Source organism: Shinella fusca, from assembly GCF_014203155.1.
Classification (GTDB): Bacteria; Pseudomonadota; Alphaproteobacteria; order Rhizobiales; family Rhizobiaceae; genus Shinella; species Shinella fusca.
The window spans coordinates 20,603-45,938 of the sequence record NZ_JACHIK010000004.1 but is presented as its reverse complement, the minus strand read 5'-3'; the positions used below and the strand labels follow the sequence as shown (position 1 = coordinate 45,938).

Genomic DNA, 25,336 nt, shown 5'->3' with positions numbered 1-25,336 from the left:
GGAGCGAACCGCGCAGCCCCGCCGAATGTTCCGGAACCCGCGGGCGCATGGCGCATTAGTCGTGTGAATGCGCCCTTGCCGGAGACTGCCATGGACAACAAGGACCGACTGATACTGGCGCTCGCCGCCCTGCTGCGGGCCGAACGCGAGACCCGCGGCGCGCTGATGGAGGCGCTGGAGGAGGATTCCATCCCGCGCGAGGCGCTGCTTGCGATCCTTTCCGATCCCATCCCCGTCGTCACGCAGGAAGACATAAAGTTCGCCGAGCGCTTCGCCCTCTCCAGGCATCTGCCGATCGGAGGGAAGGGCTGATGGCGTCGCGCTCGTTCTGGAAGGGTTACCTGAAGCTCTCGCTCGTCACCTGCCCGGTGGCGATGATGCCGGCGACCTCCGAGGAGGAGAAGGTGCGCTTCCGCACCCTCAACGGCAAGACGGGCAATCCCGTCGTCAGCCGCTACGTCGATGCCGTCACCGGCAAGGCGGTGAACGAGGACGACGAGGTGAAGGGCTATCCGCGCGGCGAGAACGATTATGTGATGCTGGAGGACGAGGAGATCGAGGCGGTGGCGCTGGAAAGCACCCGCACCATCGACATCGAGACCTTCGTGCCGCGCGAGACGATCGCCTGGATCTGGTACGACACGCCGCACTACCTCGTGCCGAACGACACGGTGGGCGAGGAGGCCTTCTCCGTCATCCGCGAGGCCATGGCCGCGACGGGCACGGTCGGCATTTCGCGCCTCGTGCTCTACCGGCGCGAGCGGGCCGTCATGCTGGAGCCGCGTGGCAAGGGCATCGTCTTGTGGACGCTGCGCTACGGCGACGAGGTACGCAACGAGAAGGACTATTTCTCCGGCCTCGGAAAGGCGAAGCCGGAGGCCAGGGCGCTCTCGCTGGTCAAGGCGCTCATCAAGGAGCGCACGAAGAAATGGGATCCGAAGATGGCGGACGATCCCGTGCAGGACCGCCTGCTCGATATCATCGCGGCCAAGAAGAAGGGCCGCAAGCGCCCGGCCAAACGCAAGGCCCCGCCGCCGACCGCAGGCAATGTCGTCAACATCATGGATGCCCTGCGTCGCAGCATCAAGGCCGAGGGGAAGGGCAAATAGGCCTCACCCCTTCGCCTTTCCCGCCTTCAGCGGCTCGGCCGCCGCCTTGAAATCCGCCCACGGGTCGGCCTTCAGCGCGTGAAGGCGCGTCGGCGTGTTCTCCACGGTGAAATAGGCCGGGCCGATTTCCGGGCTGAGCTCGCTCCAGGCGAGCGGCATGGAGACGGCCGCGCCCGACCGGGCGCGGGTGGAGTAGGGGGCGACCGCCGTCTGGCCGCGCTGGTTGCGCAGGTAGTCGATGAGGATCTTGCCGCGGCGCTTCGACTTGGTGATGGTCGACACGTAGCTTTCGGGGCTGTCCTTCGCCATGGCGTCGGCGATGCCCTTGCAGAAGGCCTTGACGGCGGGCCAGCGGGCCGAAGGCTTCAGCGGCGCGCAGACATGCAGGCCCTTGCCGCCGGAGGTCTTCACGAAGGCGTTGAGGCCGGCCGCCTCGAGGCGCCGGCGCGTTTCCTCCGCCGCGTCGATCACCGCCTGCCAGGCGACGCCCTCGCCGGGGTCGAGGTCCATGATGATGCGGTCCGGCCGCTCCCAGTCCGCAAGGGTCGAGCCCCAGGGATGAATTTCCAGCGTGGCCGATTGCACGAGGCCCATCAGGCCGTCGAAATCGTTGATCGCGACATAGGGCTCCTCGTCCTTCTCCTTCGGATCCTGCACCTGAATGATATTGGCGTTGATGCCCTTCCAGGCGTGTTTCTGAAAGAAGGTCTGGCCGTCGATGCCGCTCGGCGCGCGCAGGAGCGCGAGCGGCCGGCCGACGACATGCGGGGCCATGTAGCGCCAGACCTCGGTGTAATAGTCGGCAAGCCCTTCCTTGGTGACGCCTTCGCCCGGCCAGTAGATCCGGTCGGGGTGGGTGAGGCGCACGGTGCGTCGCGGCGGCTTCTCGGCCGCGGGTGCGGTTTTCGATTTCGGCATTTCCGCAACGACCTCCCTTGCCGGCTTGTCTTCCCTCAGGCCCCGGAAGGAAGCATGGCGCAAATGCCCGTCCGCCGTCCAGGCACGAAATTCCACCTCTGCCACCAGTTCCGGCCGCACGTAGCGTGCCTGCCGCGCCTCGTCCGCCGTCAGCTTCCGGCCGAAGGGGCTCTCGTCCGTCCGCATGCGGCTCAGCCGGCGGAAAAGGTCCGTGGCGACCGCCGCGCCGAAGCCGGTGCCGACGCGGCCGACCGGCATCAGCTTGCCGTCCCGGTAGACGCCGAGGAGAAGCGAGCCGATCGCCTGGCGCGAGACGGAGGAGGGCACGAAGCCGCCGATCACGAATTCCTGCCGGGCCGAGCATTTCGACTTGATCCAGCTCTTGCTGCGCCCGCCGCGATAGGGCGCATCGCGCAGCTTGGAGACGACGCCTTCGAGGCTGAGGCGGCAGGCATGGCTCAGCACCAGCGCGCCGCTTTCCTCGAAATGGTGGCTGTAGCGCAGGATGCCGCCGTTGCCGGGCACGAGCTTTTCGAGCAGGGCCTTGCGCTCTTCCAGCGGCAGGCGGGTGAGATCGTAGCCGTCGAGATGGAGAAGGTCGAAGACGTAGAAGACGAAGCGGTCGTCGCGCCCCTCGCTGAGATCGGCCTGGAGGGCGGAGAAATCGGAGGCGCCCGAGCCGGTCTCAACGACGAGCTCGCCGTCGATGAGCGCCGTGCCGGCCGGAAGCTCAGCGAGCGCGGCGACGACAGCCTTGCCGAATTTCTTCGTCCAGTCGAGCCCGCTGCGCGTGAGGAGCTTCACCCGCCCCGCCTCGATGCGCGCCTGCAGGCGGTAGCCGTCGAACTTGATCTCGTGCAGCCAGCGTGCGCCGGGCGGCGGGGCGGCGGCGAGCGTCGCCAGCGCGGGCGGGACGAAATCGGGCAGCTTCGCCTTGCGCGCGCCCTTGATGGCGGAAGGATCGGGTGCCTCGGCTTCGGGCTTCTCCTTTTCGGGCTCGGCCTTCCGGCGGGCGGATTTGCGGATGCGGCCGGTCTTCGACGACCAGCCGGGCGCTTCTCCGGCGACGTCCTCGATGTCGCGTCCGGTCTTCACCGATTCCGGCCGTTCCTCGAGAAGATCGTCCTTGTCTTCCGGCACGGCGAATTCGTCGTCGCCCTTGATCAGCAGCCAGTTCTCGCGCTTCTCGCCCGGTTTGCCGTGCATGCGCACGAGATGCCAGCGGCCGTGCAGCTTCTCCCCGTCGAGCTCGAATTCGAGATGGCCCTTGGCATAGGCCTTGCGGGCGTCGCCGAGCGGGGTCCACGTGCCGCGATCCCAGACGATGACGGTGCCGCCGCCATATTCGCCCTTGGGGATGGTGCCCTCGAAGTCGCCGTAGTCCAGCGGATGATCCTCGACATGCACGGCGAGGCGCTTTTCGCTCGGCACGAGGCTCGGGCCGCGCGTCACCGCCCAGCTCTTCAGCACGCCGTCCATCTCGAGGCGGAAGTCGTAGTGGAGGCGCGTGGCGTCGTGCTTCTGGATCACGAAGCTATGGCCGCCCTTGCGGCCCTTGCGCCCTTTCGGCTCGGCGGTGGTGCGGAAATCCCGCTTCTGCCGGTAGACGTCGAGCGTCGCCATTCTCATCCTGCCTTCCGCCGGCCGGCTGCCGGCTTGCGCTTCGCCGCGGGTTTCTTCTTCGTTTCGCCGGCGCTCTGGCGCAGCGCTTCCATCAGGTCGATGACCTTGCCCTCGGCCTTCGGCCGGACAGGCTTGATCTTGCGGCCCTCGATCTTCGCCTTCACCACCTCGGCAAGGGCGGCGTCGTAGCGGTCGTCGAAGCCCTTGGGATCGAAGCGGCCGCTCTTCGTCCTGATGATGTGCTCGGCAAGCTCCAGCATCTCGCCCTTCACCTCGATATCGGGAATGTCGGAAAAGGCTTCCTTGGCGGAGCGCACCTCGTAGTCGTAGGCGAGCGTCGTCGCGATGAGGCCCGCATCGTGGGCGCGGATGATCAGGGTGCGGGCGCGGCGGAAGAGCACGGCCTGCGCCACCGCCGCCACCTTCTTCGCCTCCATGCCCTCGCGGATCAGCGCAAAGACCTCCTCGCCCTGCCGGTCGGCGGGGCGCAGGTAATAGGGCTTGTCGAAGTAGAGGTCGTCGATGTCGGAGCAGGCGACGAAGGCTTCCACGGCCATCGTCTTGTCGCTCTCGGGCACGGCGGCGGCGATCTCCTCCGGCTGGAGCACGATATAGTCGTTCTCGCCGGTCTCGTAGCCTTTCACCTGGTCTTCCTTCTCGACGGGCTTGCCCGTCTCGCTGTCGATGAATTCCCGGTGCAGCCGGTTACCCGTCCTGCGGTTGACGAGGTGGAAGGAGACGCGTTCGCTCGTCGAGGCGGCGGTGTGAAGGGCGACCGGACAGACCAGCTCTCCCAGTTTCAGGAAACCTTTCCAGTTGGCTCTCGGCGCCACGTTTCGCCCTCCGCTGCAAAGCGGAAGCAATGCGGCGCGGCCGCGATTGTTCCTTGAAGCCTCCGACGCACACCCGTGGGCAAGCCGATTTGCGGACTGGTGTTCTTATATTTTAGTGTATAAGACGATCCGTAGCAGTGAGGAGAGCGCCATGAAATCCTGTCGATGCCGGTCCGTCATGGTTCGAGGCCGGATCCGATGAGCGGGCTCATGAGCGGCCAGCGGACGGGCGCCGCCGTCCTTATCATGGCGGCGGCGTCCATCCTGGCAGGGTTCGATGCGGTCATCGTGCGCATGCTCGCCGGCGGGGTGCATCCCTTCACCATCGCGTTCTTCCGGGCCCTGTTCGGCCTTTGCGCGGTGCTGCCCTTCATGATGCGCCGGGTCCAGCTTCTGGCCTCGCCCTATCGGGCGGCGCATGTCGTGCGGGCGGGGCTGAAGTTCGCCTCGCTCGTCGCCCTCTTCATCGCCTACGCCCATGCGCCGCTTGCCGATGCGACGGCGCTCAACTTCACCATGCCGATCTTCCTCACGCTCGGCGCCTGGCTCTTCCTCAAGGAGGAGGTCGCGCCCTCCGTCATCGGCGGCGTGCTTGCCGGCTTTGTCGGCGTCATGATCATCGTGCGGCCGGGGGCGGGCACGTTCGACCCCTGGCTGCTCTTCGCGCTTGCCGGCGCGATCCTCACGGCCGTCAGCCAGTTGATGCTGCGGCGCATGGCGCTGCGCGACACGACGGACCGCCTCGTCGCCTGGAACCTCCTCGCCATGGTGGGGCTGGGGCTGCTTGCCGCCGTGCCTGTCTGGGTCACGCCGACGCCGATGCAGCTCGGCCTCCTCGCCCTGCAGGGCGTGCTCGGGGCGCTTAACATGACGCTGATCACCCGGGCCTTCGCCATGGCGAGCGCCTCCTATCTCGCGCCGCTCGATTTCCTGCGCCTGCCGGTCGTGGCCGTCATGGCCTTCCTGTTCTTCGGCGAGGTGGCGCCCGTGACGACCTGGATCGGCGCGGCGACGATCTTCGTCGCGACCCTCGCCGCCGCCGGCGGCGCGCGCCTTCGCCGGCGCCGCTTCGAGGACGAAGGCTGATGAAGGTCAAAAAAACAGATGCACAAAAATCTCAGATGCACTAATATATTACTCGGATGTGAGTTCGGACCGCGGTCCGTGCCCGCTCCTGAGGAGCCAATGAGCCGGAACGGCGGCTTTCGCGGGCACGACCCCGGAGAATGCCGTGCAACGAAATTCTCACTCGGGAGGAGTGATATGAAATCATTCATCAGCAAGCGGGCCCTTGCGAGCGGTGTCTCGCTGATAGGGCTCGTCGTGCTCGTGTTCTTTCTGTCGAGGCTGACGGGGGACCCGACCGACCTTTACCTGCCGCTCGACGCATCCACGGAAATGCGCGACCAGTTCCGCCAGATGCATGGTTTCAACGATCCGCTGATCGTGCAGTTCGGCCGCTATGTCGCCGATCTCGCCCGGCTCGACTTCGGCCAGTCGCTGCGCCAGGCGCGCCCGGCGATGGACGTGGTGCTCGAGGCGTTCGGCTGGACCTTCTGGCTCGCCGTCATCACCATGTCCTGCGTCACGCTGGCGGCCATCGTCATCGGCTCGCTCGCCGCCTTCCGCGTCGGCGGCATCTTCGACCGCATCGCCACCTTCTTCTCGCTGATCGGCGCCGCCGCGCCGGATTTCTGGCTCGCCATCGTGGCGATCGTCATCTTCGCGGTCAAGCTCCACTGGCTGCCGACCTCGGGAACGGGCACGCCCTGGCACTGGATCCTTCCCGTCTCCGTGCTCTTCATCCGCCCCTTCGGCCTCATCCTCCAGGTGGTGCGCGGCTCGATGATCGGCGTCCTCTCCTCCGCCTATGTCAAGACGGCCCGCGCCAAGGGCGTGCGCACGCCCGTCATCATCTTCGTGCACGGCCTGCGTAATGCCATGCTGCCGGTCATCACGGTCATCGGCGACCAGGCCGCCGCCATCCTCAACGGCGCGGTCGTGGTCGAGACCGTCTTCGGCTTTCCCGGCATCGGCAAGCTGATGATCGATTCCATCCTGCTGCGCGATTTTGCCGTCGTCCTCGCCGTCATCATGGTGTCGGCGCTGGCGATCTTCATCATGAACCTCCTGATCGACCTCGCCTATGCGCTGCTCGATCCCCGCATCCGGTATTGAGCGATGGCCATGACAGACACGCAAATCCTTTCCGGGCGAAAGCAGAGCGGGGCGCTCGGGCGCTGGTTCTCCATGCTGTGGGCCGACAAGCTCGCCTTCTTCGCCGCGCTCTTCCTCTTCGTCGTGCTGCTCTGTGCGATCCTCGGCCCGCATTTCCTGGATGCATATGCCACCAAGCAGAACCTGCGCGGGCGAAACGCCCCGCCCTTCGACCTCACCCATGGCTGGATCTACGTGCTCGGCGCCGATGCGCTCGGCCGGCCGCTCCTCGCCCGCATCGTGGTGGCGGCGCAGAACACCATGCTGGTCGCCGCGGGAGCCGTGGCGGCCTCCTCTGTCGTCGGCGCTGCCCTCGGGCTCGTTGCGGGCTACAGCCGGCGTTCGGCCGCCCAGTGGATCATGCGGCTCGGCGATGTCATCATGTCCTTCCCCTCGCTGCTGCTTGCCGTCATCGTGCTCTACATGCTGGAGCCGTCCGTCGCCAATATCGTGCTGGTGCTGGCGATCACGCGCATCCCGATCTACCTGCGCACCACGCGCGCCGAGGTGCTGGAGGTGCGCGAGCGCATGTTCGTGCAGGCGGCGACCGTCATGGGCGCCTCGCACCGGCGCATCGTCTTCCGCCATATCCTGCCGGTCATCCTGCCGACGCTGGTGACGATCGCCACGCTCGACTTCGCCTTCGTCATGCTGGCCGAATCCTCGCTCTCCTTCCTCGGCATCGGCATCCAGGCGCCGGAGATCACCTGGGGCCTCATGGTCAGCCAGGGCCGGCCCTATCTGACGAATGCCTGGTGGCTTTCCTTCTGGCCGGGCCTTGCGATCATCCTCACCACCCTGTCGCTGAACCTGCTGTCGAACTGGCTGCGCATCGCGCTCGATCCGGCGCAGCGCTGGCGCCTTGAAATGAGAGGCCGGAAAAATGGCTGAACACCTGCTTGAAGTGCGCGACCTTTCGGTCGAGTTCCACACCGCCGCCGGCACGGTCAAGGCCGTGCAGGACGTGAGCTGGCATCTCGACCGCGGCGAGACGCTGGCGATCCTCGGCGAAAGCGGGTCGGGCAAGTCCGTCTCCGCCTCGGCGATCATGAACCTCATCGACATGCCGCCGGGCAGGATCACCAGCGGCACGATCCTCTTCAACGGCCGCGACATGCTGGCGATGAGCGCGGAGGAGCGCCGGGCGATCAACGGCGCGCGCATCGCCATGATCTTCCAGGACCCGCTCGCCCATCTCAACCCCGTCTATACGGTCGGCTGGCAGATCACGGAGATGATGACGACCCACGGCGCCCCGCGCGAGGAGGCGCGCACGCGCGCGCTCGACCTCATGAAGCGCGTCGGCATCCCGCGGCCCGAGCTGGCGATGAACAAATATCCGTTCCAGTTCTCCGGCGGCCAGCGCCAGCGCCTGATGATCGCCATGGCGCTTGCCTGCAAGCCGGACATCCTGATCGCCGACGAGCCGACGACGGCGCTCGACGTGACGGTGCAGGCCCAGGTGCTGGAGCTTCTGGGCGAATTGCAGGACGAGACCGGCATGGGCCTCCTGCTCATTACCCACGACCTCGGCGTCGTCGCCGAGATCGCCGACCGGGTGGTGGTGATGAATTCCGGCTGCATCGTCGAATCCGGCAATGCCGCGGAAGTCTACCGCAACCCGCAGCACCCCTATACGAAGAAGCTCATCGACGCCGCGCCCGGCAAGGGCGAGATGCCGGACGAGCAGGAGCGCAAGGGCGAGCCGCTGCTTTCGGCCATCGGCCTGCACAAGACCTACGGCGCGTTCCATGCATTGAAGGGCGTCGATATCGCCATCATGCCGGGAGAGACCGTGGCGGTCGTCGGCGAGAGCGGATCGGGCAAGTCGACGCTGGCGCGGGCGATCCTGCGCCTCGACGATCCCAATTCGGGGCAGGTGCTCTATCGCGGCCGCGATCTCCTGGCGATGAGCCCCAGGGAGCTGTTTGGCCTTCGCCGCGACCTGCAGATGGTCTTCCAGGATCCGACGCAGTCGCTCAACCCGCGCATGACGGTGTTCCAGCTCATCTCCGAGGCCTGGGCCATCCATCCCGGCATCCTGCCGCGGGCACGCTGGAAGGAACGGGTGGCCGAGCTTCTGGTCAAGGTCGGCCTGAAGCCGGACATGGCGGCGCGCTACCCGCACCAGTTCTCCGGCGGCCAGCGCCAGCGCATCGCGATCGCCCGGGCGCTCGCCATGGAGCCGAAGCTCATCGTCTGCGATGAGGCGGTGTCCGCCCTCGACGTCTCGATCCAGGCGCAGGTCATCGCGCTTCTCGACGGCTTGCGGCGCGAGTTCGGCCTGTCCTATCTCTTCATCGCCCACGACCTGCCGGTGGTGCGCGATTTCGCCGACCGTGTCGTCGTCATGAAGGACGGGGAAATCGTGGAGGAGGGGCCGGTGCGGCAGATCTTCGATGCGCCCGCCCATCCCTATACCCGCGCGCTTCTTGCCGCGAGCCTCGATCCCGATCCGGAAATCCAGGCCGCCCGCCGTGCCGCCCGCAACCTCGAAGAAGGACTTGAAATAGCATGAAACCCGATGTTCTGGTCGCCTATCCCCTGCGTCCCCGCCAGATGGAGATGCTGGAAAAGACCTATACGGTGCACCGTCTCGACCTGCTGGAGGGCGAGGCGCGCGAGGCGATGCTGGCCGAGGTCGGCCCGCGCTGCACCGCCATGGTGGTGAACGGCCATGTCGCCATCGACGACGCGTTCCTCGCAAGACTGCCCGCGCTGAAGATCGCCGCCTGCTCCTCGGCCGGCTTCGACCAGATGGACGTTGCGGCGATGACCCGGCGCTGCATCACGCTCACCAACACGTCGGACGTGCTGCTGGACGATGTCGCGGACATGGCGCTGCTCCTGATGCTGGCGGCGCGCCGCCGGCTGGTGGTGGGCGACCGTTATGTCCGCTCGGGCGACTGGGGCCGCAAGGGCATGATGCCGCTGACGACCTCGACTTCCGGCAAGAAGGCGGGGATCGTCGGGCTCGGGCGCATCGGCCTTGCCATCGCGCGGCGCTGCGAGGCCCTCGGCCTGACGATCGGCTACTACGGCCGATCGAAGAAGGCCGGCAACGACTACGCCTATTTCGACGATCCGGTGAAGCTCGCCGCCTGGGCGGACATCCTCATCGTCGCGACGCCGGGCGGGGCGGAGACGGAGAAGCTGATTTCCGCGGACGTGCTCGACGCGCTCGGGTCGGAAGGCAGCCTCGTCAACATCTCGCGCGGCACGGTGGTCGACGAGCCGGCGCTGATCCGCGCCCTCCAGGAGGGACGCATCGCATCTGCCGGGCTCGACGTCTATCTCAACGAGCCGAACCCGGACCCGGCCTTCGCTGCGCTCGACAATGTCGTGCTCTATCCGCACCATGCCAGCGGCACGGAGGAGACGCGCGACCGGATGGCCCAGCTGGTCATCGACAACCTTGCGGCCTTCTTCGCCGGTAAGCCGCTGCTGACGCCCGTGAACTGACCGGCGTCAGGCGGCGAAGTAGTGCGGGAACTCCGCGCGCAGGTCCTCGACCTTGGAGACCGTGCGGCTGAGATGATCGCGGATGGCGGCGATGGCGGCAGTCTCGTCGCCGGCCGCGATCGCCTCGACGATGGCGCGATGCCCGTCGAGGATGTTGATGATCTTGCCCTTCTCGGGAAGGTGCAGGCGGCGGATGCGCTCCAGGTGGCCGGAGCGCTCGCGGATGAGCTGGTGCAGGCCGCTGCGCCTGACGCCGGCAAACAGCGTCTGGTGGAACAGTTCGTCCAGCTCCTGGAAGATCGAGAGCTGCTCCGGGTCGTCGGCGACGGCTTCCTGCATCTTGATGATCGAGCGCGCCCGCATGACCGTCGGGGAATCGGGCTCCAGCGCAAGGCGGCGGCACACCTCCGTCTCCAGCGCGACGCGCAGGAAATGCGCCTCGTAGATCTGCGGCACGTCGATGCGTGTGACGACGGTGCGCGACTGCGGATAGATGCGCACCAGCCCTTCCTGCTTCAAAAGCTGCATCGCCTCGCGGATCGGCGTCTGGCTCACCTCGTAGGTCTCCGTCAGTTCCGTGCGCGAGAGCGTTGTGTCCGGCGGAAGCTGGATGGTGATGATCCGCTTGCGCAGGTCGTCATAGACCCGCTGGACGGTGCTGCCGGCGACCGAGGGAAAGCCGGAAGGGGCAAGTCCGAATGTCTGGGCAAGCGATGTGTTCATGGGGTGATCCTTTTCGCTCAGTGTTAGCCGGGCCGCAACTCATACACAAGAATAGAAATATAGGTGTTGATATAGATGTCGAACTGAAATATTAGTATGGATGATGAGGCGCGGCAATGGTCTGCCGCGAAAGGAGACGGACATGACCGGGAGGAAAACCTACGAGGAGCTGCGCTCGGCGCGCTGGATGATGCCGGACGACCAGCGGTCGTTCGGGCACCGCTCGCGCACGATGCAGATGGGCTACTCGCCGGAGGACTGGCAGGGAAAGCCGATCATCGCGATCATCAACACCTGGTCGGATGCCCAGCCCTGCCACATGCATTTCCGCGAGCGCGTGGACTGGGTGAAGCGCGGCATCCTGCAGTCGGGCGGCTTTCCCATGGAGCTGCCGGCGCTCTCGCTGTCGGAGAATTTCGTCAAGCCGACGACCATGCTCTACCGCAACATGCTGGCGATGGAGACGGAGGAGCTGCTGCGCTCCCACCCCATCGACGGCGCGGTGCTGATGGGCGGGTGCGACAAGACCACCCCGGCGCTGGTCATGGGCGCGGTCTCGATGGGCATTCCCTTCGTCTATCTTCCGGCCGGCCCCATGCTGCGCGGCAACTATGCCGGCAAGACGCTGGGCTCGGGTACGGACGGCTTCAAGTACTGGGACGAGCGGCGCGCCGGCACCATTTCCAAGGAGGAATGGCAGGGCATCGAGGGCGGCATCGCCCGCAGCTACGGCCATTGCATGACCATGGGCACCGCCTCCACCATGACGGCCATCGCCGAGGCGCTGGGGCTGACCCTGCCGGGCGCCTCCTCGATCCCGGCGGCGGACGCCAACCACCAGCGCATGTCGGCCGCCTGCGGCCGGCGCGTCGTCGAGATGGTCTGGGAGGACCTGACGCCCGACAGGATCCTCACCGCGGCCGCCGTCAACAACGCGGTGACGGTCGCCATGGCAACGGGCTGTTCGACCAATGCGATCATCCATCTCATCGCCATGGCGCGCCGCGCCGGCATTCCGCTCGAACTCGACGATCTCGACCGCATCGGCCGCACGACGCCGGTGATCGCCAATATCCGCCCCTCCGGCACGACCTACCTCATGGAAGACTTCTTCTATGCGGGCGGGCTTCGCGCGCTGATGAAGCAGCTCGGCGACAAGCTGGACCCGACCGCCATCACCGTCACCGGCCGGCCGCTCGTGGAAGGGCTGGAGGACGTCAAGGTGTGGAACGACGACGTGATCCGGCCGCTCTCCAACCCGGTCTACCACGAGGGCTCGCTTGCCGTCCTCAAGGGCAATCTCGCGCCCGACGGCGCGGTCATCAAGCCGGCGGCGTGCGATCCGAAATTCCACCGCCATCGCGGCCCGGCGCTCGTCGCCGACAGCTATGCCGAGATGAAGAAGATCATCGACGACCCGGATTATCCGCTGACGCCCGACACGGTGCTGGTGCTGCGCAATGCCGGCCCGCAGGGCGGCCCCGGCATGCCGGAATGGGGCATGATCCCGATGCCCAAGGCGCTCTTGAAGCTCGGCCTTCGCGACATGGTGCGCATTTCCGATGCCCGCATGTCCGGCACGAGCTTCGGGGCCTGCGTGCTGCATGTCTCGCCGGAAGCCTTCGTCGGCGGGCCGCTCGCCCTTTTGAAGACCGGCGACATCGTCGAGCTCGACATTCCCGCCCGCAGCCTCGACATGCTGGTGGCGGAGGACGAGCTGGCGGCGCGCCGCGCCGCCTGGCAGGCGCCCGAGCCCCGCTACGAGCGCGGCTACGGCTTCATGTTCACCAAGCATATCGAGCAGGCCGACAAGGGCTGCGACTTCGATTTCCTGCGCACTGAGTTCGGCGGCAAGACGCCGGAACCGGCGATCAACTGAGGAAGAGGGCCATGTTTAATCCCGATGTCCGCGTCATCCCCGCCCAGCCGCCGAAGGCCGGCTTTGCGGCAGGGCCTGCCAAGCTGGACGCCATCCGCTCCGTCAAGCTCTCGCTCGCCTACCTGCCGCTCGCCCGGCCGATCAGCGACGCCAAGGTGCTGACGGGCCGGCAGAAGCCGCTTACCGAGGTGGCCTTCCTCTTCTGCGAGATCGTCTCGGAAGCCGGCCATGAGGGCCTCGGCTTCAGCTATTCCAAGCGCGCCGGCGGGCCGGGCCTCTACGCCCATGCCTGCGAGATCGCGGAAAACCTCATCGGCGAGGACCCGAACGACACCGCCCGGCTCTGGGACAAGCTCTGCTGGGCGGGCGCCTCGGTTGGCCGCTCCGGCATCGCCACGCAGGCCATCGCCGCCATGGACATCGCGCTCTGGGACCTGAAGGCCAAGCGTGCCGGCCTGCCGCTCGCCAAGCTGCTCGGCGCGCATCGCGACAGCGTCGCCTGCTACAACACCTCGGGCGGCTTCCTGTCGTCCAGCGTGGAGGAGATCTGCGCCGCCATCGACCTTTCGCTCGCGGCCGGCATCGGCGGCATCAAGATCAAGGTCGGCCAGCCGGACCCCATGGAGGACCTGAGGCGTCTCGATGCGGTCACCAGCCATCTTGCCGGCCGCGCGCCGCTGATGGTCGACGCCAACCAGCAATGGGACCGCACGACGGCGCTGCGCTTCGGCCGGCTGGTCGAGCCGCTGAACCTCGAATGGATCGAAGAGCCGCTCGACGCCTACGATGCCGAAGGCCACGCCGCGCTCGCCCGCGAGCTTGCAACGCCCATCGCGACCGGCGAGATGCTTGCCAGCGCCGACGAGCACATGGCGCTCATCAAGGCCGATGCGGTGGATTTCATCCAGCCCGACGCGCCGCGCGTCGGCGGCATCACGCCGTTCCTGCGCATCTGCACGCAGGCCGAGGCCAGGCGCATGCGCCTTGCCCCGCATTTCGCCATGGAAATCCACCTGCACCTCGCCGCCGCCTATGCGCACGAGCCCTGGGTGGAGCATTTCGACTGGCTGGCGCCGCTCTTCAACGAGGCGCTCGAGATCAGGGACGGCCGCATGGTCGTGCCGCCGCGCCCCGGCCTCGGCTGCTCCCTGACGGGCAAGGCGCGCGACTGGACCGTCGAAACCCGCAGCTTCGGCCATTGAGGAGGAGGAACCATGAAACCCGAAACCCGCGAAAAGCTGATGGGCGTCTCCGTCGCGACCCTGTGCTCGGCGCTCTACAAGCGCGGCCTCAAGAACCAGACGATCCAGGACGTGCGCCCCGTGCGGCCGAAGGGCCGCAACATGGTCGGGCCTGCCTTCACGCTGCGCTACATGCCGGCACGGGAGGACCGCAATCCCATGTCGGTCTTCCGTGATCCGAAGCACCCGCAGCGCGTGGCCATCGAGACGTGCCCCGAGGGCGCCGTGCTCGTCATGGACAGCCGCAAGGACCCGCGCGCGGCCTCGGCCGGCGATATCCTCATCACGCGGCTCATGGTGCGCGGCGGGGCAGGGGTGGTGACCGACGGCGGCTTCCGCGATTCCATGACCATCGCCGAACTCGACATCCCCGCCTATCACAACCGCCCGTCCAGCCCGACGAACCTGACGCTGCACGAGGCCATCGACATCAACGTGCCGATCGGCTGCGGCGACGTCGCGGTGTTTCCCGGCGACGTGGTGGTGGGCGACGACGACAGCGTCATCATCATCCCGCAGGAGATCGCCGACGAGATCGCCGACGAGGCCGTCGAGATGACCGCTTACGAGGATTTCGTCGTCGAGCGGGTGAAGGCGGGCCACACCATCGTAGGCCTCTATCCGGCGACGGACGAAAGCAATCTTACGCTGTTTGCTGAATGGCGGGCCGCGAACGGCCGCTAGGCCGGGCGCACAGCCGAAAGAAAGACAGTCTGGGTCCGGAGCCGCGCGTTCCGGCCATGGGGACCCGCGTGCCGCGGGTCCTCCAGCTTAGGAATTTTCCCGTCGCTCTTCCGTCCGAAGGCCGGCGCAACCGAATGAGGAGAACATCATGATCGCCCCCACCGACCTGCGCGAGATCATCCGCAACGGCCTCCTGTCCTTCCCCGTCACGCCGTTCGATGCCGAGGACCGCTTTTCGCCCAAGCCGTTCGCGGCGCATCTCGAATGGCTCTCCTCCTATCCCGTCGCCGGCCTCATCGTCGCCGGCGGCACGGGCGAGCTCTTCTCGCTGACGCCGGGCGAGGTGGTCGAGGTCGTCCGGACGGCGCGCGCCGTCTCGAAGGACGCGCCGGTCATCGCCGGCTGCGGCTACGGCACGCGCATCGCCTGCGACATGGCGCGCGAGATCGAGGCGGCCGGCGGCGACGGCATCCTGCTCCTGCCACATTACCTCACCGAAGCCCCGCCGGAGGGCATCGCCGCGCGCATCCGCGCCGTCTGCAAGGCGACCAGCATGGCCGTCATCGTCTATAATCGCGGCCAGGCCCGCGTTTCGGCCGACCAGCTCGCGAAACTCGCCGACGAATGCCCGAACCTCATCGGCTTCAAGGACGGCACGGGCGACATCGACACCGTGCGCCGCGTGACGGTGATGCTCGGCGACCGCCTCTCCTATATCGGCGGCATGCCGACGCACGAGCTCTTCGCCCAGGCCTATCGCGGCGCGGGCATGCCGACCTATTCCTCGGCGGTGTTCAACTTCGTGCCGGAGACGGCGCTGAAGTTCCACGGCGCCTTCCTTGCCGGCGACGATGCGACCTGCGAGCAGATGCTGCGCGATTTCTACTATCCCTTCGCCCGTATCCGCGACCGCAAGACCGGCTATGCCGTCTCTGCCGTCAAGGCCGGCGTTCGCCTGCGCGGCTTTACGGCCGGTCCGGTCCGCGCCCCGCTCACCGACCTCACCGAGGAGGAGGTCGACATGATGCGGCAGCTCATCGAGTCCGCCAAATGACGCCGGCTCCGTTGAGAGAGGCGCTTGCGGGCATCTCCGGCATCCTGGTGACGCCGTTCGATGCGGACGACCGCATCGCGCCGGCGCGCCTGCGGCCGATCCTCGACCGGGCGCTTACCGCCGGCCTGCATGTGCCGGTGGTCAACGGCAATACCGGCGAGTTCTACGCACTGGCGGTCGACGAGGCCGAGGCGATGATCGGCGAGGTCTGCGCGCTGGTCGATGGCCGGGCGCCGGTGCTTGCCGGTGTCGGGCGCTCGGTGAAGGAGGCCTGCCGCCTTGCCGCCGCGGCGCGGCGGGAGGGTGCGGCGGGCCTGATGATCCACCAGCCGCCCGATCCCTTCGCCTCGCCGCGCGGCGTTACCGACTATGTGCGGCGGGTGGCGGAGGCGGCGGACGGCCTGCCGATCATGCTTTATCTCCGCAACGACGCCATCGGGACGGCCGCCATCGCCGCGCTCTGCGCCGTGCCCGGCGTCGTCGGGGTCAAATGGGCGACGCCCAACCCGATGAAGCTTGCCGAGGCCATCGCCGCCTGCGATCCGGCCATCCTCTGGGTCGGCGGCCTTGCCGAAGTGTGGGCGCCCGCGCTCTACGCCGTCGGCGCGCGGGGCTTCACCTCCGGCCTTATCAATGTCTGGCCGGAGCGCTCGCTCGCCATCCTCGCCGCGCTCGACGGCGGCGACTATGCCGGCGCCCGCGTGCTCATCGCCGACATGGCGCCCTTCGAGGCGGTGCGGGCGATGGAGCTCAACGGCACCAATGTCACCGGCGTCAAGGCGGCCCTTGCCGCCATGGGCACCGACTGCGGTCCCACGCGCCCGCCGGCTTCCTGGCCGCTGACGGCCGAGCAGCAGGCGGTTCTGGAGCGCTTTCTGAAAGCCAACCGACTCATCCACGCTTGAAATAGGAGGTAAATTGAAATATTAGTATGCATGTGCATAAGATGATCCGCAATTCGGAGGGGAATTGCCGTTCGGATCATCACCACGGCCTCAAGGTCTGATTTTCATCATTGAAAGAGGCGTCCCGCGGGACGCAGGGAGGAGACCGAAATGAAACTCCGCATGGCAGCTTTCTGCCTTTCAACCACCGCACTGGCGTTCTGCGCCGTCCCCGCAATGGCACAGGACAAGAGCAAGGACGTGACGATCGTGCTTGCCGAAACCGTCGACGTCGTCGAGCCCTGCATGGCCGCACGCCAGGATGTCGGCCGCGTCATCTCCGAGAACGTCAACGAGATGCTCGTCGAGTTCGACTATGTGAACGGCGGCCTCAAGCCGCGCCTTGCCACCGAATGGTCGCAGGTCGACGCCGACACCTGGGAGTTCAAGCTGCGGCCGGGCGTCAAGTGGCACGACGGCAAGGAATTCACCGCCAAGGACGTGCAGTTCACCATCGAGCGCAACAAGAACGCCAAGTTCAGTTGCGAGGTCGGGGGCAAGTATTTCGGCGGCACCGAGTTCAGCTTCGAAAGCCCCGATCCGCACACGATCCGCATCACGACCAACCCCGCCCAGCCGATCCTTCCGCTGCTGATGACCGTCATGCCGGTGGAATCGGCCGATGCGACGCCGGCCTACGAATTCACGCGCAAACCGGTCGGCACGGGCCCTTATACGTTCGACAACTGGGAAGTCGGCCAGTCGATCACCCTCAAACGCAATCCGGACTATTGGGGCGACCAGCCGGCGGTCGAGAAGGCGACCTATCTCTTCCGGTCCGACAGTGCCGTCGCCGCTGCCATGGTCGGGGCGGGCGAAGCCGATATCGTGCCCTCGATCGCGCTCCAGGATGCGACGAACAAGGAAACGGACTTCGCCTATCCCAACTCGGAAACGACGTCGCTGCGCATCGATACGCGCATCGCACCGACCAACGACCGGCGCATCCGCGAGGCGATGAACCTTGCGATCGACCGGCAGGCCATGATCGGCACGCTCTTCCCCGAACAGGCGAAGGTCGCGACCCAGCTCGTCGTGCCGACCACCATCGGCTACAACGCCGATATTCCGGTCTGGCCCTACGATCCGGACAAGGCCAGGAAGCTGGTGGAGGAAGCCAAGGCCGACGGCGTGCCGGTCGACACGCAGATCCGCATCATCGGCCGCAACGGGCAGTATCCGAACGCCACCGAGGCGATGGAAGCCATCATGGCGATGCTCCACGACATCGGCCTCAACGTGAAGCTCGACATGTACGACGTGTCGGTGTGGAACAACTACTTCGTCGCGCCCTATGTCGCCGATTCCGGCCCGACGCTGACCCAGTCGCAGCATGACAACGCCACCGGCGACCCGGTCTTCACCGCCTTCGTGAAATATGCCTCGGAAGGGGCCCATTCGATGGTACGCGACCCGGCGGTCGACGCCCTCATCGAGAAGGCGACGACGGCGACGGGCGACGAGCGCACCAAGCTGTGGAAGGAGCTGTTCGCCAAGGTGAACGAGGAGATCATCGCCGATATCCCGATGTTCCACATGGTCGGCTTCACCCGCGTCTCGCCGCGTCTGGACTTCAAGCCGACGATTGCGGCAAACTCCGAACTCCAGCTTGCCCAGATCAAGTTCAAGTAGAAAGCCATCCGCGGGCCGGCTGAGGCCGGCCCGCGCTTCGACAGAGAAAGAACGGATCTTCCATGCCCCTTATCGACCAGCGCGCCCTGACGGGTTTCGTCGAACACATGCTCGCCCGCGTCGGCATGGAGGCCGACAAGGCCGCGGCGACCGCCGAAATCCTCGTCGAGGGCGACATGATCGGTCATGAGACCCACGGCGTCGGCCTCCTGCACTGGTATCTCGAAGCGATCGAGGAAGGCTCGATGGCAAAGGCCGGCAGCTACGACGTGGTGGCCGATCGGGGCGCGACCTTCGTGTGGGACGGCAATCTCCTGCCGGGGGCCTGGCTGCTGACCAAAGCGCTCGACCAGGCCTGCCAGCGGATCGCCGATCACGGCATCGTCGCGGCGGCCATCCGCAACTGCCACCATACCTGCGCCCTTTCGGCCTTCATGCGCCGTGTCACGGAGCGCGGCTACATCGTCCAGCTTTCCGTCTCCAATCCCGGGGCCGCGCGCGTCGCGCCCTACGGCGGCACGAAGCCGCTCCTGACGCCCAACCCGACGGCGGCGGGCTATCCCACCTCGGGCGATCCGATCCTCATCGACGTCTCGTGCTCGATCACCACGACGACGATGACGCAGACGCTCGCCAAGCGCGGCGAGAAGTTCCCGGGCGACTGGGGCCTCACCGCCGCTGGCGAGCCGACCGACGAGCCGCGCGAGATCACCGAGCGCGGCGGCACGATGATGCCGCTCGGCGGCGTCGACAAGGGGCACAAGGGCTTTGGCCTCGCCCTCATGGTGGACATCATGGGGCAGGGCCTTTCCGGCAAGGGCAGGGCGAACACGCCCGCCGGCACCTTCGCCCAGAGCGCCTATCTCCAGGTCATGGACCCCGCCTTCTTCGCCGGGCTCGATGCCTTTACCGCCGAGGCGGACTTCACGGCCGAGGCCTGCCGCAGCAACCCGCCGGCGCCCTGGAACAAGGGGGCCGTGCGCGTGCCCGGCGACAGTGCGGCGAAGAAGCGCCGGGCGGCGCTGGAGAAGGGCGTGCCGGTCGGCGAAGCCGCGTGGGAAAAGCTCCGCCGCGATGCCGAACGGCTCGGCGTCGCCATGCCCGCGCCGCAGCCGGCGGCCGGCTGACCGGTCCTGAAACGACAACGCCCTGCCGTTCGGCAGGGCGTTGCTTTTTTGGGCGATGAGCCCGACTGTTACCATGAAGCGATGATCGCGCCCTTGTAATGGTCGGTGATGAAGGCCTTGATGCTGTCGTCGTGATAGGCTTCGACAAGCGTCTTCACCCACGGAGCGTCCTTGTCGGCGCTGCGCACGACGATCACGTTGGCATAGGGCGACTCACTGCCTTCGATGGCGATGGAATCCTTCGTCGGGTTGAGGCCGGCTTCCAGCGCGTAGTTCGTGTTGATGACGGCGGCGTCCACGTCGTCCAGCGAGCGGGGAAGCTGGGCGGCGTCGAGCTCGGAGATCTGGATGTTCTTCGGGTTCTCGATGATGTCGGCCGGGCCTGCCTTCAGGCCGGCATCCGGGTTGACCTTGATGAGGCCTTCCTTGGCGAGGACGAGGAGGGCGCGGCCGCCGTTCGTCGGGTCGTTCGGGATGGCGACGGTCGCGCCGTCGGCAAGCTCACTGAGGCTCTTCACCTTCTTGGAATAGACACCCATCGGCGTGGTGATCGTCTTGCCGACGGCAACGAGATCGAAGCCGCGGTCGGCGATCTGGTTGTCGAGATAGGGCTGGTGCTGGAAGGAATTGGCGTTGAGGTCGCCGTCGGCCAGCGCCTGGTTCGGCACGACGTAGTCGGAGAATTCCAGGATCTCGATATTGAGGCCCTTCTTGGCGGCGATGTCCTTGACCTTCTCCATGATCTCGGCGTGTTCGCCGGGCGTCACGCCGACCTTGATGTCTTCGGCGAGTGCCGGAACGCTGATGAGGGCGGCAAGCGCCGCCGTGGCGAGGAACTTCAACATGTGTATCTCCTTGATATTACATGGCTTGGGAGGGGAGGAGTAAAATCAGCCCTTACGGTTGCGCTTGTCGAAGCTGCGGGCAAGGGCGTCGCCTGCGCTCTGGACGAGCTGGACGAGGACGATGAGGACGACGACCACGGCCAGCATCACGTCCGGCATGAAGCGCTGGTAGCCGTAGCGGATGCCGAGGTCGCCGAGCCCGCCGCCGCCGACCGCCCCGACCATGGCCGAATAGCCGATGAGGCTGACGATGGTCATGGTGAAGGCGAGCAGGATGGCCGGCCGCGCTTCGGCGAGCAGCACCTTGAAGACGATCTGCATGGGCGTCGCGCCCATGGCGCGGGCGGCCTCGATCAGCCCCTTGTCGATCTCACGGATCGCCGCCTCCACGAGGCGCGCGAAGAAGGGGATGGTGGCGATGGTCAGCGGCACGATGGCGGCCGTGGTGCCGATCGACGTGCCGGTGAGGAGCCGCGTGAAGGGAATGATCGCGACGACGAGGATGATGAAGGGCGTCGAGCGGGCGGCGTTGACGATGAGCCCGACCGCCCGGTTGAGCGCCGGCGCGGGGAAGAGCTCGCCCTTGCCGCTGGTGGCGAGGAAGATGCCGATCGGCAGGCCGATCAGCGAGCCGAGAAGGCCCGAGGCGGCCACCATCTGCAGCGTCTGGAGCAGCGATTTCCACAAGAGATCGACGAGCATTTCAGGCGACATAGCCGAGCACCTCCGTGGCAAGGCCGGTTTCGGCATAGAAGCGGTCGGCACGTGCGACGACATCGGGCGTTGCCGGATAGGCGACGACGAGCGTGCCGAAGGGCTCGCCCGCGATCTCCTCGATGGCGCCGGCAAGGATGTTGACGTTGCCGCCGATCTCGGTGACGAGCCGGGCTGTCAGCGGCTCGAAGGCCGTTGCGCCGAAGAAGGTGAGCCGCACGAGGACGCGGTCGCCGGCGGCGGGTTCAGGCTTGATGCCCGAGCGCAGCCATTCCGGCAGTGTGGTGCCGAGGGCGGAGGAAAGGAGGATGCGCGTCGTCTCGTGCTGCGGGGCGGTGAAGATGCCGAAGGTCGGCCCCTGCTCGACGATGCGGCCCCTGTCGATGACGGCGACATGCGAGGCGATGGTCTTCACCACCTCCATCTCGTGGGTGATGAGGAGTACGGTGAGGCCGAGCTCGGCATTGATCTGCTTGAGGAGCGCGAGGATCGACTGCGTCGTTTCCGGGTCGAGCGCCGAGGTCGCCTCGTCCGACAGCAGCAGCTTCGGCGAGGTGGCAAGCGCGCGGGCGATGCCGACGCGCTGCTTCTGGCCGCCGGAAAGCTCGGACGGATAGCGCTCCGCCTTGTCGCCGAGGCCGACGAGGTCGAGAAGGGGGCCGACCTTGGCGCGGATCGCGGCCCGGTCGAGCCCGGCGATCTCCAGCGGCAGGGCGATGTTGTCGAAGGCGGTGCGCGAGGAGAGCAGGTTGAAGTGCTGGAAGATCATGCCGACTTCGCGGCGAAGGGTGCGAAGGCCCGTCTCGTCCAGCCCGCCGACCTCCGTTCCGTCCACCACGACCTTGCCGGACGTCGCCTTCTCCAGGCCGTTGACGAGGCGGATGAGGGTGGACTTGCCGGCGCCCGAGCGGCCGATGATGCCGGTGATCGCGCCGCGGCCGACGGCCATGTCGACGCCGTCGAGCGCGACGAAGGCATTGTCGCCCTCGCCGAAGCGCTTGGTCGCGCCCGCAAAGAGCACCATGGGGGCGGATTGCGCCTCGTCCTTCGAGGCGGTGGGAAGTGTCATTTTCAGCTCACGCTTTCAGTCAGGTCGCCCGACGGGATAGCATCGCCACTCCGCGATGCGAAGACGGCGGGGAGCGACCCTGCGTCACAGGCGACGGGCACAGGTTTGCCCCGCGCCGCCGCAATTTGACAGAAATGGAATTCCTAAAAATTCCGCGTTGCGGGAATATCGTCGTCGGACGCCCGCCGCAAGGCCGCTCCTAGAAGCTGTTGCGCTCGTGATAGGTGCGCAGGAACGACTGGATGCGGGCGTCCTCGGGATGGTGCAGGATGCGGTCGGGGCTGTCGACGCCGACGAGCTCGCCCTTCTCCATGAAGACGACCTGGTCGGCGACATGGGCGGCAAAGCCCATCTCGTGCGTGACGACCACCATGGTCATGCCCTCGCTCGCCAGCGTCTTCATGACGTTCAGCACCTCGCCGACCAGTTCCGGGTCGAGCGCGGAGGTCGGCTCGTCGAACAGCATCAGCCGCGGCTCCATGGCGATGGCGCGGGCGATGGCGACGCGCTGCTGCTGGCCGCCCGAAAGGCGCGAGGGGTGGTTCGCCATCTTGTCGGCAAGGCCGACCTTGGCGAGCGCGTCGGCGGCGCGCCGGTGCGCCTCGCTCTTCGACAGGCCGCGCACGCGGATCAGCCCTTCGGCGACGTTCTCGCGGGCGGTCATGTGCGGCCAAAGGTTGAACTGCTGGAACACCATGCCGATCGAGCGGCGCATCTCGCGGAGCTTGCGGCCGGGCATCTTCTTTCCGGGCGCTTCGTAGCCGATCATCGTGCCGTCGATCAGCACCTCGCCGGAATCGTATTCCTCCAGGAAGTTGACGCAGCGCAGCAGCGTGGACTTGCCCGAGCCGGACGGGCCGATGAGGCAGGTCACCTTGCCCGGCGGAATGACGAGGTCGATGTCCTTCAGCGCGTGGAAGGTGCCGTAGTGCTTGTTGACCTTGCGGATTTCGACGGAGGATGCGGAAACCATCTCAGGTCCTTTCGACGAGGTGTTTGGTGATGCGCGCCTCGAGCCAGCGGCCGGCATTCGAGATGGCCTCGACGAGCGCCCAGAAGAACAGCGCCAGGACGAGGTTGGCTTCGAGGTAGCGGAAGGTCTCGGTCGACATGCGCTGGACCTGGTACATCAGCTCGGGAACGGTGATGATGGACAGGATGACCGTTTCCTTGGTGAGGATGATGGAAAAATTCACCAGCGCCGGCAGCGAGGAGACGAGGCCGAGCGGCAGCAGGATGCGGCGCACGATGGAGGCCTCTGTCATGCCGATGGCGCGGGCGGCCTCGATCTGGCCGTGCGGCACGGCGCGGAAGCCCGAGCGGAAGATTTCCGCGAAATAGGGGCTGCCGTAGACGGTGAGGCCGAGGAGGCCCGCCGGCAGGGCGTCGAGCCGGAGGCCGACCAGCGGGCCGCCGTAATAGAGCACGAAGAGCTGCACGAGGAAGGGCGTGCCGCGGATGATCTCGACATAGACCTGGATGACCCGGTTCAGCCAGCGCGCGCCGTAGCGCTGGGCAAGGGCGAGGACAAGGCCGAGCGCCATGCCGAAGACCGTGCCCAGCAGCCAGCACAGGATCGTCGTGCCGAAGCCGCTGAGAAGGCCGGGGCCGTATTGCTGCAGGATGCTCCAGTCCATCAGATAGCCGTCCTGTGTTCGAGATAGCGACCGAGCACCGCAAGGCACAGGTTGATCAGGAGGTAGATGCAGGCAGCCGCGATATAGACCTCAAGCGGCCGGAAGGTGGTCGCGGCCTGCGCCTGGCTGGCGCGGGTGATTTCGAGGATGCCCACCACGGAGACCAGCGAGGAGGCCTTCACGAGGAGGATCAGTTCGTTGATGAGGGCGGGGAGCGACAGATTGAAGGCCTGCGGCAGGATCACCCGGATCCACACGTCCTGCGGGGTCATGCCGATGGCGATGGCGGCTTCCGCCTGACCCTTCGGCAGGGCGGCGATGGCGCCGCGCCAGATTTCCGAGATATAGGCGCTGGCGCAGATGCCGACGGTCACGACCGCCGCCACCATGGCCGGCACGTCGAGGCCGATCACCGGCAGCGTGTAGTAGAAGACGAGAAGCTGGACGAGAAGCGGCACGCCGCGCAGGAAGCTGACCCAGAGCATGGCGAAGCGGCGAAGCCAGACATAGGGCGACAGCCGCGCCGCACAGATCAGCGTTCCGATCACGAGCCCGAGCCCGATGCCCAGCACCGAGATCAGCAGCGTGTAGCGCGCCGCCCAGAACAACGGGCCGAAACTTTCCAGGAAGACGGAGATGGAGAACATGGCCCCTCGCGGTGGTTCGGCGCGCCGCCGGCCTTTCCGGGCGCGCAAACGCTCTATCTTTCCGGGCCGCAAACCGCAACGCTTCGCAGCGGCCGGGCCGGAAGGCGGGCGGGGCGCAAGGCCCCGCCCGCGGCTTTTCTTACTTGGTCGGCACTTCGCGCGGCAGCTCGGTGTAGGCGCCGAGCCACTTTTCCTGGATGGCCTTGATGCGGCCGTCGTCGGTCATCTTCAGGAGGGCGTCGTTGACGGCCTTGACGAAGCTGTCGCTGTCGGCGTCCTTGCGGGCGACCCAGGCGAAGTAGGTCGGCTGGCCGAAGGAAGCCGGCTCGAACAGGGCGAAGCTCTCCGGACGGTTCTTCACGAGGTAGGTGAGGTTCGGCAGCGAGCCGGCGACGGCGTCGAGGCGGCCGGCGGCAAGGTCGGCATAGGCTTCGTCGGTCGTGCCGTATTCCTTGACGGTCACGCCGCCCAGCTCCTTGCCGTAGGCTTCGAGCTGGCGGAACTGCGCGGTGCCCTGCTGGACGCCGACGGTCTTGCCCTTGATGTCCTCGGGCTTGTTCAGGTCCTTGTTGCCGGCGGCCTTGACCAGCGAGACGGTCGCATCGGCGATCGGCAGCGAGAAGGCGTAGCGCTCGAGGCGCTCCGGCGTGATGGTGACCGGCGCGATGACGATGTCGAACTTCTTGACTTCGAGGCCCGGCAGCTCGGCCGTCCACGGAATGTCCTGATAAACCGGCTCGACGCCGAGTTCCTTACTGACGCCGTCGAAGAGGTCCTTCGTCATGCCGTCATAGGTGCCGTCGACCAGCATGTCGAAGGGGGCGTAGTGCATGTCGGTCGCCGTGACGATCTTGCCGGCGGCCTTGATGTCGGCGAGCTGGTCGGCAAGGGCCGGGCCGGCAAGCGCAAGGGCCGCGACGCCGAACAGCATGGATTTCAACGTTTTCGAAAGGGTCATTTCATCCTCCTGGTTAGACT

24 protein-coding genes are annotated in these 25,336 nt (G+C 66.7%); 14 read left to right on the top strand and 10 right to left on the bottom strand.

Annotated elements, in window-relative coordinates; all coding sequences use genetic code 11:
* Nucleotides 1-90 precede the first annotated feature (90 nt).
* Both HNQ66_RS07235 and ku (HNQ66_RS07230) read left to right on the top strand, forming a co-directional pair.
* Nucleotides 91-312, top strand: a complete 222-nt coding sequence (locus HNQ66_RS07235; protein ID WP_184142358.1) for a hypothetical protein — start codon at nt 91-93, stop codon at nt 310-312.
* Nucleotides 312-1,109, top strand: a complete 798-nt coding sequence (ku, locus tag HNQ66_RS07230) for a non-homologous end joining protein Ku (RefSeq protein ID WP_184142356.1) — start codon at nt 312-314, stop codon at nt 1,107-1,109. Before HNQ66_RS07235 ends, ku (HNQ66_RS07230) begins: the two co-directional genes overlap by 1 nt.
* A 3-nt stretch (nt 1,110-1,112) precedes the next feature.
* On the opposite strand, the gene ligD is transcribed toward ku (HNQ66_RS07230), so the two are convergent.
* Entirely contained in the window at nt 1,113-3,650 is a 2,538-nt protein-coding gene (ligD, locus tag HNQ66_RS07225; RefSeq protein WP_184143265.1) for a DNA ligase D, read from the bottom strand.
* Between the two features lie 2 nt (nt 3,651-3,652).
* On the bottom strand, nt 3,653-4,483 hold the full coding sequence (ku, locus tag HNQ66_RS07220; RefSeq protein ID WP_184142354.1) for a non-homologous end joining protein Ku: 831 nt from the start codon (nt 4,481-4,483) through the stop codon (nt 3,653-3,655).
* Between the two features lie 210 nt (nt 4,484-4,693).
* Between ku (HNQ66_RS07220) and HNQ66_RS07215 the strand changes: the two genes are divergently transcribed.
* From HNQ66_RS07215 to HNQ66_RS07195, 5 genes are all read left to right on the top strand, one after another.
* Nucleotides 4,694-5,569, top strand: coding sequence for a DMT family transporter (locus HNQ66_RS07215; RefSeq protein ID WP_184143263.1), 876 nt, complete (start codon nt 4,694-4,696; stop codon nt 5,567-5,569).
* Nucleotides 5,570-5,746: 177 nt separating this feature from the next.
* The gene (locus HNQ66_RS07210; protein ID WP_184142352.1) at nt 5,747-6,661 is read left to right on the top strand and encodes an ABC transporter permease; all 915 of its coding nucleotides are present in this window, start codon (nt 5,747-5,749) and stop codon (nt 6,659-6,661) included.
* A gap of 3 nt (nt 6,662-6,664) precedes the next feature.
* Nucleotides 6,665-7,591: an ABC transporter permease gene (locus HNQ66_RS07205; protein ID WP_184142350.1), complete on the top strand. Its 927-nt coding sequence runs from the start codon at nt 6,665-6,667 to the stop codon at nt 7,589-7,591.
* Nucleotides 7,584-9,218 (top strand): ABC transporter ATP-binding protein, encoded by a 1,635-nt coding sequence (locus tag HNQ66_RS07200; protein WP_184142348.1) that lies wholly within the window; start codon nt 7,584-7,586, stop codon nt 9,216-9,218. Before HNQ66_RS07205 ends, HNQ66_RS07200 begins: the two co-directional genes overlap by 8 nt.
* The gene (locus tag HNQ66_RS07195; protein WP_184142346.1) at nt 9,215-10,162 is read left to right on the top strand and encodes a 2-hydroxyacid dehydrogenase; all 948 of its coding nucleotides are present in this window, start codon (nt 9,215-9,217) and stop codon (nt 10,160-10,162) included. Before HNQ66_RS07200 ends, HNQ66_RS07195 begins: the two co-directional genes overlap by 4 nt.
* Before the next feature lie 6 nt (nt 10,163-10,168).
* Here the strand turns inward: HNQ66_RS07195 and HNQ66_RS07190 are convergent, their stop codons facing one another.
* A complete protein-coding gene (locus HNQ66_RS07190) occupies nt 10,169-10,885 on the bottom strand; it encodes a GntR family transcriptional regulator (RefSeq protein WP_184142344.1) in 717 nt (238 codons plus the stop codon).
* 142 nt (nt 10,886-11,027) lie between these two features.
* Here HNQ66_RS07190 and araD point away from each other — a divergent pair, with 142 nt between their 5' ends.
* The 7 genes from araD (at nt 11,028) to HNQ66_RS07155 (ending at nt 19,446) form a co-directional block, all read left to right on the top strand.
* Nucleotides 11,028-12,764, top strand: coding sequence for an L-arabinonate dehydratase (araD, locus tag HNQ66_RS07185; RefSeq protein ID WP_184142342.1), 1,737 nt, complete (start codon nt 11,028-11,030; stop codon nt 12,762-12,764).
* An 11-nt stretch (nt 12,765-12,775) separates the two neighbouring features.
* Nucleotides 12,776-13,966, top strand: a complete 1,191-nt coding sequence (locus tag HNQ66_RS07180; RefSeq protein ID WP_184142340.1) for an L-talarate/galactarate dehydratase — start codon at nt 12,776-12,778, stop codon at nt 13,964-13,966.
* A 12-nt stretch (nt 13,967-13,978) separates the two neighbouring features.
* The gene (locus tag HNQ66_RS07175; RefSeq protein ID WP_184142338.1) at nt 13,979-14,689 is read left to right on the top strand and encodes a ribonuclease activity regulator RraA; all 711 of its coding nucleotides are present in this window, start codon (nt 13,979-13,981) and stop codon (nt 14,687-14,689) included.
* 148 nt (nt 14,690-14,837) lie between these two features.
* Nucleotides 14,838-15,743, top strand: coding sequence for a 5-dehydro-4-deoxyglucarate dehydratase (locus tag HNQ66_RS07170; protein WP_184142336.1), 906 nt, complete (start codon nt 14,838-14,840; stop codon nt 15,741-15,743).
* Nucleotides 15,740-16,648, top strand: a complete 909-nt coding sequence (locus tag HNQ66_RS07165) for a dihydrodipicolinate synthase family protein (RefSeq protein ID WP_184142333.1) — start codon at nt 15,740-15,742, stop codon at nt 16,646-16,648. The genes HNQ66_RS07170 and HNQ66_RS07165 overlap by 4 nt, the downstream gene beginning before the upstream one ends.
* Before the next feature lie 150 nt (nt 16,649-16,798).
* Nucleotides 16,799-18,319 carry an ABC transporter substrate-binding protein gene (locus tag HNQ66_RS07160; RefSeq protein ID WP_184142331.1) on the top strand — a complete coding sequence of 507 codons (1,521 nt, stop codon included), beginning with the start codon at nt 16,799-16,801 and terminating at the stop codon, nt 18,317-18,319.
* A gap of 62 nt (nt 18,320-18,381) precedes the next feature.
* Entirely contained in the window at nt 18,382-19,446 is a 1,065-nt protein-coding gene (locus tag HNQ66_RS07155) for an Ldh family oxidoreductase (protein WP_184142330.1), read from the top strand.
* Nucleotides 19,447-19,514: 68 nt separating this feature from the next.
* On the opposite strand, the gene HNQ66_RS07150 is transcribed toward HNQ66_RS07155, so the two are convergent.
* From HNQ66_RS07150 to HNQ66_RS07120, 7 genes are all read right to left on the bottom strand, one after another.
* Nucleotides 19,515-20,291 (bottom strand): MetQ/NlpA family ABC transporter substrate-binding protein, encoded by a 777-nt coding sequence (locus tag HNQ66_RS07150; RefSeq protein WP_184142328.1) that lies wholly within the window; start codon nt 20,289-20,291, stop codon nt 19,515-19,517.
* A 45-nt stretch (nt 20,292-20,336) separates the two neighbouring features.
* Nucleotides 20,337-21,005 carry a methionine ABC transporter permease gene (locus tag HNQ66_RS07145; RefSeq protein ID WP_184142326.1) on the bottom strand — a complete coding sequence of 223 codons (669 nt, stop codon included), beginning with the start codon at nt 21,003-21,005 and terminating at the stop codon, nt 20,337-20,339.
* Entirely contained in the window at nt 20,995-22,074 is a 1,080-nt protein-coding gene (locus HNQ66_RS07140; RefSeq protein WP_184142324.1) for a methionine ABC transporter ATP-binding protein, read from the bottom strand. The genes HNQ66_RS07145 and HNQ66_RS07140 overlap by 11 nt, the downstream gene beginning before the upstream one ends.
* A 199-nt stretch (nt 22,075-22,273) precedes the next feature.
* Nucleotides 22,274-23,047, bottom strand: a complete 774-nt coding sequence (locus HNQ66_RS07135) for an amino acid ABC transporter ATP-binding protein (RefSeq protein WP_184142322.1) — start codon at nt 23,045-23,047, stop codon at nt 22,274-22,276.
* 1 nt (nt 23,048) lies between these two features.
* Nucleotides 23,049-23,711 (bottom strand): amino acid ABC transporter permease, encoded by a 663-nt coding sequence (locus HNQ66_RS07130; protein ID WP_184142320.1) that lies wholly within the window; start codon nt 23,709-23,711, stop codon nt 23,049-23,051.
* Nucleotides 23,711-24,358: an amino acid ABC transporter permease gene (locus tag HNQ66_RS07125; RefSeq protein WP_184142318.1), complete on the bottom strand. Its 648-nt coding sequence runs from the start codon at nt 24,356-24,358 to the stop codon at nt 23,711-23,713. The genes HNQ66_RS07130 and HNQ66_RS07125 overlap by 1 nt, the downstream gene beginning before the upstream one ends.
* Nucleotides 24,359-24,497: 139 nt before the next feature.
* On the bottom strand, nt 24,498-25,316 hold the full coding sequence (locus HNQ66_RS07120) for a transporter substrate-binding domain-containing protein (protein ID WP_184142316.1): 819 nt from the start codon (nt 25,314-25,316) through the stop codon (nt 24,498-24,500).
* Nucleotides 25,317-25,336: the final 20 nt, after the last annotated feature.